General features: G+C 46.7%; 10 protein-coding genes. All 10 read right to left on the bottom strand.

Annotated elements, in window-relative coordinates; all coding sequences use genetic code 11:
- Positions 1-3: 3 nt before the first annotated feature.
- Complete coding sequence (gene rbfA / locus JNUCC21_RS08735; RefSeq protein WP_003154185.1) at positions 4-357, bottom strand: 30S ribosome-binding factor RbfA; 354 nt, start codon at positions 355-357, stop codon at positions 4-6.
- A gap of 16 nt (positions 358-373) precedes the next feature.
- Positions 374-652, bottom strand: coding sequence for a DUF503 domain-containing protein (locus JNUCC21_RS08730; protein ID WP_003154188.1), 279 nt, complete (start codon positions 650-652; stop codon positions 374-376).
- Positions 649-2796 (bottom strand): translation initiation factor IF-2, encoded by a 2148-nt coding sequence (gene infB, locus JNUCC21_RS08725; RefSeq protein ID WP_053573443.1) that lies wholly within the window; start codon positions 2794-2796, stop codon positions 649-651. The genes JNUCC21_RS08730 and infB overlap by 4 nt, the downstream gene beginning before the upstream one ends.
- A 19-nt stretch (positions 2797-2815) precedes the next feature.
- A complete protein-coding gene (locus JNUCC21_RS08720; RefSeq protein ID WP_003154192.1) occupies positions 2816-3118 on the bottom strand; it encodes a YlxQ family RNA-binding protein in 303 nt (100 codons plus the stop codon).
- Between the two features lies 1 nt (position 3119).
- Positions 3120-3395 carry a glucose-induced regulator RulR gene (gene rulR / locus JNUCC21_RS08715; protein WP_003154193.1) on the bottom strand — a complete coding sequence of 92 codons (276 nt, stop codon included), beginning with the start codon at positions 3393-3395 and terminating at the stop codon, positions 3120-3122.
- A 13-nt stretch (positions 3396-3408) separates the two neighbouring features.
- The gene (nusA, locus tag JNUCC21_RS08710) at positions 3409-4530 is read right to left on the bottom strand and encodes a transcription termination factor NusA (RefSeq protein ID WP_003154195.1); all 1122 of its coding nucleotides are present in this window, start codon (positions 4528-4530) and stop codon (positions 3409-3411) included.
- Between the two features lie 39 nt (positions 4531-4569).
- Positions 4570-5040: a ribosome maturation factor RimP gene (gene rimP / locus JNUCC21_RS08705; RefSeq protein WP_007409801.1), complete on the bottom strand. Its 471-nt coding sequence runs from the start codon at positions 5038-5040 to the stop codon at positions 4570-4572.
- Positions 5041-5279: 239 nt separating this feature from the next.
- Positions 5280-9593, bottom strand: a complete 4314-nt coding sequence (locus JNUCC21_RS08700) for a PolC-type DNA polymerase III (RefSeq protein WP_025284735.1) — start codon at positions 9591-9593, stop codon at positions 5280-5282.
- 111 nt (positions 9594-9704) lie between these two features.
- A complete protein-coding gene (gene proS / locus JNUCC21_RS08695; RefSeq protein WP_007611460.1) occupies positions 9705-11399 on the bottom strand; it encodes a proline--tRNA ligase in 1695 nt (564 codons plus the stop codon).
- Between the two features lie 31 nt (positions 11400-11430).
- The gene (rseP, locus tag JNUCC21_RS08690) at positions 11431-12699 is read right to left on the bottom strand and encodes an RIP metalloprotease RseP (RefSeq protein WP_095532164.1); all 1269 of its coding nucleotides are present in this window, start codon (positions 12697-12699) and stop codon (positions 11431-11433) included.
- Positions 12700-12703 lie beyond the last annotated feature (4 nt).

Raw genomic sequence — 12703 nt, 5'->3', positions numbered from 1 at the left:
TTGTTATTCAGACGGTTTATCTGAATGCAGTTCGTGAATCAATGTTTCAATACGGTTGCCGTACTCAATTGATTCATCAAATTCAAATTCAAGCTCAGGCGTTTTTCGAAGTCTGATTCGGCTGCCGATTTCGGAACGGATAAATCCTTTCGCTTTCTCAAGCCCTTTCAGCGCCTCCTCTTTCTTTTTCTCTCCGCCGAGAACGGAGATATACACCTTCGCTATTTGTAAATCACCTGAAACACGTACGTCTGTTACAGTGAGAAATCCGATTCTCGGGTCTTTCAGCTTTCGGCTGATAATATCCCCGAGCTCTTTTTTCATCTGCTCGCCGACACGGTTTGCTCTCATACTCAATTCAATCACCTCTAAGTTAAAACCACTCTGTTCTAGTGATCGTCCGTTCTATTTCGGGAAAGGAGTCAATAAACGCGAGTACACGCTGGATCTCCTTTTCCGCCTGAACGTGAGAGGAGGAGACGACGGCGATTCCGAAGCTGGTCCGCTGCCAAGTGTCCTGATAGCCGATTTCTGCGGCCGACACGTTGAACTTATTCTGAACCCTCGTTATAATCCGCTTCAGAACGGCTCGTTTCTCCTTTAATGATCCCGCATCATAAATGATGCATTCACATTCCGCAAATCCGATCACTTTCTTTCGATTTCCTGCATGACATACGCTTCAATGATGTCGCCTTCGCGAATGTCATTGTATTTCTTAATTGTAATACCACATTCATATCCTTGTGAAACTTCTTTCACATCATCTTTGAAGCGTTTCAGAACGTCTACTTCCCCTTCGAAGATGACCACGCCGTCACGGATCAGGCGGAGTCCGCTGTCACGTGTAATGTGGCCGTCTGTTACATATCCGCCGGCAATCGTGCCGATTTTCGACACTTTGAATGTTTGGCGCACTTCAACCTGACCGATGACTTTTTCTTCGTATTCAGGATCAAGCATTCCTTTCATCGCCGCTTCAATTTCTTCGATGACTTTGTAAATGATACGGTGAAGACGGATATCTACATTTTCAGCTTCAGCCGTGCTCTTAGCATTTCCGTCTGGGCGCACATTAAACCCGATAACAATTGCATTTGAAGCAGATGCGAGAATGATGTCTGATTCCGTAATCGCACCGACGCCTGTGTGAATGATTTTCACTTTTACGCCTTCTACTTCAATTTTTTGAAGAGCGGCTGTTAACGCTTCGGCTGAACCTTGAACGTCAGCTTTTACGATTAAATTGATGTCTTTGACATCGCCTTGTTTAATTTGTTCAAACAGATCATCGAGGCTCAGCTTCGCTTTGTCGCTGCGCTGTTCTTCCAGTTGCTTGGAAGCGCGTGCTTCACCGACAGAACGGGCTGTTTTTTCGTCTTTAAAGACGAGGAATTGATCGCCAGCCTGCGGTACGTCGTTTAAGCCAGTAATTTCTACAGGTGTGGACGGTCCGGCTGTTTTCACGCGGCGGCCGAGATCATTGACCATGGCCCGCACGCGGCCGAATGTATTTCCGACAACGATCGGATCTCCGACATTCAATGTTCCCGTTTGAACGAGAAGTGTCGCGACAGACCCTCTTCCTTTATCGAGCTCAGCTTCAATAACCGTTCCTTTTGCCTGACGGTTCGGATTGGCTTTCAGCTCTTCCACTTCACTGACAAGCAGAATCATTTCGACAAGCTCGTCAATTCCCTTGCCTGTAAGAGCGGACAGAGGAACGAAAATCGTTTCTCCTCCCCATGCTTCAGGAACGAGTCCGTATTCAGTCAGCTCCTGCATGACGCGGTCAGGGTTCGCGCTTTCTTTATCCACTTTATTCACGGCAACGATAATCGGAACCTCAGCCGCTTTCGCATGGTTGATGGCTTCGACTGTTTGCGGCATAACGCCGTCATCAGCCGCTACGACTAAAATGGTAATATCAGTTACTTCCGCACCGCGCGCCCGCATTGTTGTGAACGCCGCGTGTCCCGGAGTATCTAGGAACGTGATTTTTTTGCCGTTTTCTTCGATCTGGTAAGCCCCGATATGCTGGGTGATTCCGCCGGCTTCACCTTCAACAACTTTTGTTTTTCTGATGCTGTCAAGGAGGGTCGTTTTCCCGTGGTCAACGTGGCCCATGATCGTCACGACAGGCGGACGGATTTGAAGATCTTCTTCTTTGTCAGCCTCTTCATATTTTTCAAGCTCAGTTTCTTCAAGCACAATCACTTCTTCTGTTTCTACACCGTATTCAGATGCGATCAGTTCGATTGTGTCTTTGTCAAGCTCCTGGTTAATCGTAGCCATTACGCCCAGAAGCATCAGTTTTTTAATGAGTTCAGACGGCTCTTTGCCCAGTTCCTCGGCTAAAGCTCCGACTGTTAAAGAGCCGGAAAACGTAATTTTCTCAGGAAGCTCTTTTTTCGGCTTCAGCGGTTTTTGCTGATACTGATTTTTGTTGTTATGATTGCGTTTGTTTTTGTTTTTGTTGTTGTTGTTCTTCTTGTTTTTGTTAAATTGATTATTCTGCACGTCATTCTTCTTTCCGTCTCGAATTTTGTTTGGTTGATTCCCAGCAGGCTGCTGATTAATCCCTTGCGGCTTGTTTTTGTTCGTTTCCGCAGGCTTCTGAGATGTAACGCCGGCGCCGCCTTTTTTAAATTTCGCATCAAGCTGCTTAATGGTCTTTTCTTCAAGCATTGCCATATGGTTATTTACTACTATATCCATGTTTTTCAGCGCAGTCAAAATTTCCTTGCTTGAAACATTGATGGCTTTTGCATATTCGTAAACTCTCATTTTAGCCATTCGTTCACCCCCAAAAATATTAATCGAGCAAGCTGATCAGCTTATTCGCAAAACCTTGGTCAGTGACGGCGACAACGACACGTGATTCCTTGCCGATAGAGCGGCCGAGATCCGCGCGGCTTTCGACTTTTTTATAAGGCACTTTATAATAATTGCATTTATCGGATACTTTTTTTGCAGTATTCGCAGATGCATCTTCTGTCAGCAGAACAAGTTTTGCACGCGCATTTCTAATTTCTTTTATAACCAAGTCCTCGCCCGACACGACCTTACGAGCTCGATTGGCCAGACCCAGCAAGGGAAACCATTCCATTCCAGACATGTTATTTTTTCACCTTTTCCGCCAGTTCCAGCAATTCTTCGAAAATCTGGTCATCGATTTGTGATTGAAATTGATTTTGCAATGTGTTTTTCTTTTTCGCAGCTAAGATGCATTCTTTCTCAAGGGTGATATAGGCACCCCGCCCGTTCTTCTTTCCGGTCGGATCGACTGAAATCTCTCCTTCTTTAGAACGGACAATACGGATCAGTTCCTTTTTAGGCTTCATTTCCCCCGTTACCACGCATTTGCGCAGAGGAATTTTTTTTCGCTTATTCACCTAAAGTCACCTCTTATTCATCCGATTCGGCTGTTTCAGGCTCCATAAAGAGCGGCTCTAAATCGTCATCTTCTTCATGCTCTCTCGGATAGATGCCAAGGTCTCTTGCATCCGTTTCACTTTTGATATCGATTTTCCAGCCTGTCAGTTTCGCGGCTAAGCGGGCGTTTTGCCCTCTTTTTCCGATTGCCAGAGAAAGCTGGTAATCAGGAACGATGACAGTCGTGGCTTTTTCTTCTTCGCTGACGATGACATCCAGCACTTTAGACGGGCTGAGCGCATTGGCAACAAATTCAACCGGATCATCAGACCAGTTGACGATATCAATTTTTTCGCCTTTCAGTTCATTGACGATCGCCTGCACGCGCTGGCCTTTAGGACCGACGCATGAACCGACCGGATCAACGTCAGGGTCATCAGTGCGGACGGAGATTTTAGAGCGGTCGCCCGCTTCTCTGGCAACGGATTTCAGTTCGACCGTTCCGTCATAAATTTCCGGCACTTCGATTTCAAAAAGACGCTTCAACAGACCAGGATGCGTTCTTGATACATAGATCTGCGGCCCTTTTGTCGTTTTTTCGACTTTTGTGATAAATACTTTAATCCGATCGTGCGGTTTATAGCTCTCATTCGGCATTTGTTCATTGACGGGCAGCAGCGCTTCAATCTTGCCGAGAGACACGTAAATAAACTTGCTGTCTAAGCGCTGTACAATTCCCGTCATGATGTCTTCTTCACGATCGATAAATTCTGAGTAAATCACGCCGCGCTCAGCTTCACGGACACGCTGCGTCACCACTTGTTTCGCCGTCTGCGCAGCAATGCGGCCGAAGTCTTTCGGCGTTACTTCTATTTCAACGACATCTCCGACAAGGTAGTTCGGATGGATGTGCTGGGCGTCGTCAAGCGAGATTTCAAGTCTTGAATCGTATACCTCGTCTACGACATCCTTTCTTGCGAACACGCGGATCGTGCCCGTCTCACGGTTCAGATCGACCCGTACGTTTTGCGCCTGGTTAAAATTTCGCTTGTACGCGGAAATTAAGGCAGCTTCAATTGCTTCGATGATAATGTCTTTACTGATGCCTTTTTCTTTTTCAAGAATAGTGAGAGCATCTAATAGTTCACTGCTCATGTTAGCGGTCTCCCCCCTTAAACACTAATACTTCATTCATTAAAATGTTACAGCTAATCTTGCGTTAGCTATTTTTTCATACGGAATATTGACCCGTTTCTTTCTTGTTTTGACCGTCATCTCTATTGTAACAGTTTGTCCATCGAATTCAGCCAATTTGCCTTCAAACACTTTTAAACCGTCAATCGGTTCGTACGTTTTCATGTACACATTTTTGCCCAGTGATTTTTCGAAGTCGGCTTTTTTCTTTAATGGACGCTCGGCTCCAGGAGAAGATACTTCAAGAAAGTAGTTCTGGGTGATCGGATCGGCCTCATCCAGCTTTTCGCTTAACGCTTCGCTGACTTTGGCGCACTCCTCAATATCAACACCGTTCTCGGAATCAATAAACACGCGAAGGAACCAGTTTTGACCCTCTTTGACAAATTCAATGTCTACGAGTTCAAGCTGAAGGTCATCCAGTATGGGCTGAGCCATTTCTTGAACGGTATCAGTCACTTTTTTGCTCATGTTTTTCCTCCTTGTGCTGTCGATATCATATCAGCCGTTCCTCTGCATAAAAACCCTGCTTCAAAAGAGCAGGGGCATTGAGAAAACGATGGACATGTCGAGGCAAAATTGCCTGTTCAATACAAAAGAGCGGGTTTCCCCACTCTTTGCCTCGGTAATCGTTAGCATTTCCAATAAAACTATACCATAACCATATATTTAATGCAAATCAAACTCCGCTCGGAGGCTGTGCACAAAGCTTAAAACAGAGACAGCTGATTTTGGTCCGGAAGCGACTCAAGACAGCCGTGACGGTCTAAATACTCTAAAATGGTTTTTGACACTTTTCCGCGTTTTTGAAGATCCTCTTTTGAAAGGAACTCCCCTTCCTTCCGCGCTTTCACAATATTGAGAGCGGCGTTGGTTCCGAGTCCCGGAATTGAGTTGAACGGCGGGATGAGACTGTTGCCGTCAATGATAAATTCCGAAGCGCTCGAACGGTATAGATCGACCTTCTGGAAGGAATAGCCGCGCTCACACATTTCAAGCGCAAGCTCTAACACGGTAAGGAGGTTTTTCTCCTTCGGCGAAGCATCAAGCCCTTTAGAGCTGATATCATCCATCACCGCTCTGATGGCAGTCGAGCCTTTAATCATTGTATCAATGTCAAAGTCATCTGCGCGGACGGTAAAATACGCAGCATAATATAAAAGCGCGTGATGCACTTTAAAGTATGCAATCCGCACCGCCATCAGCACGTATGCGGCGGCGTGGGCTTTCGGGAACATGTATTTGATTTTTTTGCATGAATCAATATACCAGTTCGGCACATTGTTCTTTTTCATTTCTTCTTCCCATTCCGGCGTCAGGCCTTTGCCTTTACGGACGAATTCCATGATTTTAAAGGCCAGTGAAGGCTCAAGGCCCTGATAGATCAAGTAAACCATAATGTCATCACGGCAGCCGATCACTTCGCTCAGTTCACACGTATTGTTGTGTATCAGTTCCTGCGCATTGCCGAGCCATACGTCCGTTCCGTGAGAAAGCCCGGAAATCTGGACAAGCTCGGAGAACGTCGTCGGCTTCGTATCCTCAAGCATCTGCCGCACAAATCGCGTCCCGAATTCAGGAATGCCGAGCGTCCCCGTTTTACAGCCGATCTGCTCTTCAGTAACGCCGAGCGATTCTGTGCCTTGGAAAATCTTCATAACTTCCGGATCATCTGTCGGAATCGTCTTCGGATCAATTCCGCTTAAATCCTGGAGCATCCGGATAACGGTCGGATCATCGTGCCCTAATATATCAAGCTTCAGCAGGTTGTCATGAATGGAGTGGAAGTCAAAATGAGTCGTTTTCCATTCAGACCCCGTCGCATCTGCCGGGAATTGTATCGGTGAAAAATCGTAAATATCCATGTAATCCGGGACAACGATAATCCCCCCCGGGTGCTGGCCGGTCGTTCTCTTAACGCCGGTGCAGCCTTGAACCAGACGGTCGATCTCCGCGCCGCGCATGTGTAGGTTGTGATCGCCCGCATAGCCTTTCACATATCCGTAAGCCGTCTTTTCCGCGACGGTGCCGATCGTTCCCGCGCGATACACGTTATCTTCACCGAACAATACTTTCGTGTAGTTATGGGCATGGGGCTGGTACTCACCTGAGAAGTTCAAGTCGATATCGGGTACTTTGTCACCTTTAAAGCCTAAGAACGTTTCAAACGGGATATCATGTCCGTCCTTTTTCAAAGGGGTGCCGCAAGACGGGCAGCTTTTATCCGGAAGGTCAAAACCGGAACCGACTGATCCGTCATTAAAGAATTCGGAATATCGGCAGCTCGGGCACACGTAGTGCGGAGCGAGCGGGTTCACTTCAGTAATTTCCGTTAAGGTCGCCACAAGCGATGAACCGACGGACCCCCGGGAGCCGACGAGATAACCGTCATCCAGAGACCGTTTTACAAGCTTATGAGAGATGAGATAAATAACGGCGAATCCATGACCGATGATACTTTTTAATTCTTTTTCTATTCTCGCTTCCACAATTTCGGGAAGCTCTTCACCGTAAATGCTTCTGGCGCGCTGATAGCTCATTTCACGGATCTCTTCATCGGCTCCGTCAATTTTCGGCGTGTACAGATCGTCTTTGATCGGTTTGATCTCATCGATCATCGAAGCGACTTTCTGCGTATTGTCAACCACGATTTCTTTCGCTTTTTCCGCACCGAGGAAGGAGAAAGCCTCCAGCATTTCATCTGTCGTTCTGAAGTGCACTTTAGGCAGTTCGTGTCTGTTTAACGGGTTGGCGCCGCCTTGGGAAGATATTAAGATCTTCCGGTAAATTTTATCCTCATCGTTTAAATAGTGGACATTTCCCGTAGCCACGACCGGCTTATTCAATTTTTCTCCGAGCTTTGTAATGTTGGCGATGATTTCTTTCAGCGCTTTTTCATCCCGGACGAGCTCAAGCTGCAGAAGGTGTCTGTATACTTCCGGCGGCTGCACTTCAAGATAATCATAGAAGGATGCGATATCTTCAACCTCTTCAGGAGATTTTTGCATCATGCCTTCAAAGACCTCTCCCCTGTCACAGGCAGAACCGATTAAGAGACCTTCTCTGTATTTATTAAGCTGCGACCTCGGAATGCGCGGCACTCTGTAGAAATATTGAATATGAGAAATGGACACGAGCTTAAACAGATTTTTAAGGCCGGTCTCATTCACGGCAAGCAATGTAGCGTGATAAGGCCTTGATCTCTGATAAGCATTGGATTGTCCCATATTCTCATTCAGCTGATCATGATAAAAAATGTCTTTTTCAGCGGCATCTTTGAGCATTTTCAACAGCAGGTAGCCCGTTGCTTCAGCGTCAAAGACCGCTCGGTGATGCTGGGTTAATTCGATATCAAACTTCTTACATAACGTATTTAAGCGGTGATTTTTAAACTCAGGATACAGGAAACGCGCGAGTTCCAGCGTATCAATGACCGGATTTTTCGCTTTTTCCGTTTTCAAAAGACGCTTGTACGCCACATTTAAAAATCCCATATCAAAGCTGGCGTTATGAGCCACAAGCACGTCATCGCCGATCCATTCTTTAAAATCCCGTACGACGTCAACGACATCGGGAGCGTCGCGGACCATGTCATCCGTAATACCGGTAAGCTCGATCGTCGTTGCTGACAGCGGATGGTGCGGATTGGCGAACGCTTCGAATTTATCGATGATTTCTCCGCCTCTTATTTTGACTGCGGCAAGCTCAATGATGGTGTCATACACTGCGGACAGACCTGTCGTTTCAACGTCAAAGACGACGTATGTGTCTTCTTCCAGTAGACGGTGAGCTGGATTGTATGCGATCGGAACGCCGTCATCTACGATATTGGCTTCCATTCCGTAAATCATTTTAATGCCGTGTTTTTTCGCGGCGGAATAGGCATCCGGGAAAGACTGCACAACGGCATGATCAGTTAACGCAATCGCTTCATGTCCCCATTTTTTCGCCTGTTCGACAAGCTTTCCGATGCCCGTTACAGCATCCATTTGGCTCATCGGAGAATGCAGATGAAGCTCAACCCGTTTTTCGCCTTCAGGAGCGGTGTCTTCACGGGTTTTGGCTTTTATTTCATTCACGTCATTTGCAATCATGACGAGGTCTCTGACGAATGTATCGTTTTGAATGCTTCCCCGCGCCTTCACCCACATGCCTTTTTTCAGCGTTTTCATCAAAGCGGCGTCTTCTTTTTCTCTGGCGAACATTTTTACTAAAATGCTGTTTGTATAGTCCGTGATTTTGAAAATGCAGAGCGTGCGTCCGCTTTTCAGCTCGCGTGTTTCAGCATCAAACACAAACCCCTGCACCGTAATTCTTCTTTCTTCATCCATGATGCTGTCAAGCGTCCGGATTTCTTCGTTCTCTTTAATTTGATAGCCGATGACAAGCGGTCCGGACGGTGCCTGATCCTCATCGCCCTCTTTTTCCTTCTTCTCCATCTCGATAAGCGCCTGCATCGCCCGCTCCTGATCTTCAGCAAGCTTTTGCTCGCGGAATTTCTGGACTTCTTGGTCAGATACGAAAATTTCGGTATCCAGCTGCAGTTCCGGAAAGCCGAATTGGCGGTAGCTGTGCTGAATCAGCGCGCTGTATTTATTTTTGAGCGCAGATGCTTCTGTATCTGTTTTTGTTTTCACGATCAGTTTGTTTCCCTTGAGCTTCGGCTTCTGCTGATTCAAAAGAGCCACCATCGGCGGCGAGGTTCCTTCAAGCTCTTCAATACAGCGTGTCCAATAATCCTGTACAAGCTCCTCTGTCACTGTAGGGTCGATGACCTGAACAGACGATGTGACACGGGCGATGTGAGCAAACGATTGTGTTAACCTCATCATGAATGAGTCATATATTTGATAAGGCAGAAGAGCCTTAAAGCGAAATTGGAAATGCCAGACCTTTTCTGCTTTATGGATTGTCAGTTTATCAATCTCTCCGTCTTCAAAGTATGTCATGAAGGTATCATCTGTCATATTAAGCTGCTGCAGAAGAATCTGAAACTGTCTTCTGTTTACTGATAACTGTTCCATTCAGACAGTATCCCTCCCTTAAAACATCATAAGTGAAGGTACCTCCGCAGGTGATGAGGTACCTTCTTTTTTCTCTATTTTAACATGATTTTGTATGATTCGTTATGGTGATTACTTCGTCTTGATAAATTCAGAAAGCTCATCCACTGAAACTTCGGCAGATTCACCGGTTTTGCGGATTTTCACTTCTACGATGCCTTCGTCGGCACGTTTTCCGACAGTGATGCGGATCGGAAGGCCGATCAGATCAGAATCAGCAAATTTCACGCCTGCGCGTTCAGCGCGGTCATCGTATAATACCTCATAACCTTCCGCCTGGAATTTGCCGTAAAGCTGTTCAGCAAGCTCTTTTTGCGCTTCGTTTTTCATATTCAGCGCCAAAATATGAAGATCATACGGAGCAACGCTTTTCGGCCAGATCAAGCCTTTTTCGTCGTGATGCTGTTCAGCGATGGCTGAAAGCGTTCTGGACACGCCGATTCCGTAACATCCCATCAGCATCGGCTGCGCACGCCCGTTTTCATCAAGGTATGTCGCATTCATCGCTTCAGAGTAACGCGTGCCGAGTTTAAAGACTTGTCCGACCTCAATCCCTTCAGCGAAACGGATCGTGCCTTTTCCGTCAGGTGACGGATCGCCTTCCTGAATGATTCGAAGATCGGCATACGCTTTTACTGACGCGTCACGTTCGATGTTTACGTTTCGGTAATGACGGTCTTTTTCATTCGCGCCGCTAACGGCGTTTACCATTACTTTTACGGCTTGGTCGGCATAAATCTCAATGTCGCCGGCAGCGCCGATCGGCCCCGCAAATCCCGGCTCCGTGCCAAGTTTCTCTGCTACTTCTTCATGAGACGCAAGCTCAACCACTTCCGCGTTCAGAAGGTTTTTCACTTTCACGTCATTGACCTCATGATCGCCTCTTACTAACACGAGAACAAATCGGTCATCAGCTTTAAACAGCATTGATTTGATGCAGGCGCTCGGCTCGATCTGCAAGAACGAAGCGAGCTCTTCAATGCTTTTGACATTCGGCGTATCAATTTTTTCCAATGCCTCGGGGGTTTCATCTGACGGCTCGCTGTTCATGACAACTTCCGCCATTTCCGTATTGGCTGCGTAAGAGGATCCATCGGAATAAGCGATGGTATCTTCCCCTATTTCAGAAAGAGCCATAAATTCATGCGTGTCTTTTCCGCCCATCGCGCCCGAGTCGGCAATAACGGGACGGACGTTTAATTCACAGCGTGCGAAAATGCTGCTGTATGCGCCGTACATGTTTTGGTATGTTTCCTCAAGACTTTCTTCAGAAGCATGGAAAGAATACGCATCTTTCATGATGAATTCGCGTCCGCGCAATAAGCCGAAACGCGGGCGTTTTTCATCTCTGAATTTAGACTGGATCTGGTAAAGAGTGAGCGGCAGACGCTTATAAGATTTCACCTCATCGCGCACGAGAGAAGTAATGACTTCTTCATGTGTCGCGCCTAAAGCAAATTCACGGCCGTGGCGGTCTTTCAGACGCATTAATTCAGGCCCGTACGTATACCACCTGCCTGATTCCTGCCATGTTTCAGCCTGCTGAAGGGCCGGCATCAGCATTTCCACCGCGTTGATTTTTTCCATTTCTTCACGCACGATCTTCTGAATGTTTTGAATGACCCTGTAAGCCAGGGGCATGTAGCTGTAAACCCCGCTCGTATTTTGTCTGATAAATCCCGCTCTCAGCAGAAGCTTATGGCTTTTTGCTTCAGCATCAGCCGGCACTTCTCTCAGGGTCGGAATAAGCGTCAAACTTTGTCTCATGTCTTCGCACCTCTGATTTTTTACTAGTCAATTATAAGAATAAACGCTGGATATCGTTCCATGTGACAACCAGCATAAGAAGCATTAAGAAAGCTACGCCGATAAATACAACAAATGCTTCCTTGTCACGGTTTATCGGCTTGCCGCGGATTGCTTCAATGAATAAAAACAGCAGCCGCCCGCCGTCAAGCGCCGGTATCGGCAGCAGGTTGACAATTCCCAGGTTGATGCTTAAAAACGCCGCAAACTGGAATAGGTTGATAATACCGGTTTTTGCAACTTGATCCGTCATATCATAAATGCCGACAGGACCCGAAAGCATATCAAGCTTAAACTGGCCTGTCACAAGTTTGCTCAGATTGGTCAGGATCGCTTTTGTGACATCAACGGTAGATGTTGCGCCGTAGGCAATCGCTGCAAGCGCGCCTTTTTCAGTCGGCGCATAAGAGCCGAAGCGGCCGATTGTTTTTTTATTTTCATCTTTTACAGCTTCAGGTGTAACCGAGATATGAAACGATTTGCCGTCCCGTTTGACGGCGACATCGATTTTTTTTCCGGGATTTTCTTTTACCGCTGTCACGATGTCGGTCCATGACCTCATTTTTTCACCGTTAATGCTCTGGATATAGTCGCCTTCTTTTAAACCGGCAGCCGCTGCGCGTCCATTGTCTGTCAGCTTCCCGATCTCAGGCTGATTCGAAGGCACGCCTTGAATGAATCCGAGCATGACGAGAATGACATACGCTAAGATGAAGTTCATTATCGGACCGGCAGCAATCGCCTTAATCCGCTTCCATACGGGTTTAGACCCGAATTGTCGATTGTAAGGCGCAATCTGCACTTCTTCTCCGTCTACGATAAAAAAGGAGGTCTGACTGACAGTAAAGCCCGCCAGTTCATCTTCTTTCCCCTGCTCGTACCCGGTAATCTTCATTTCGTGCTCAAGATCAGCCGTCTCCACCTCAATAATTAAAGCGTCGGGATATTTTTCCTTTTGATTAATGATGACTTTTTCCACTTCGTCATCTTTATTAAAAAGAAGCCCGACGGTATAACCGGGTTTGACTTCGATCATCTCCGGGTCTTCACCGGCCATGCGGACGAACCCGCCGACCGGAAGGAGTCTGATCGTATACACGGTTTCATTCTTTTTAAATGAAAAGATTTTAGGGCCGAAGCCGATCGCAAATTCACGGCAAAGGATTCCCGCTCTTTGGGCGAGCAATAAATGCCCGAGCTCATGGAAAAAAACGAGCGTTCCGAAAATAATAATAAACGCGATAACTGTATTCACGAACATACCA

This window comes from Bacillus sp. JNUCC-21 (assembly GCF_041222765.1).
Taxonomy (GTDB): Bacteria; Bacillota; Bacilli; order Bacillales; family Bacillaceae; genus Bacillus; species Bacillus velezensis.
The sequence above is the reverse complement of the archived record's forward strand: the minus strand, read 5'-3'. Positions and strand labels throughout refer to the sequence as shown.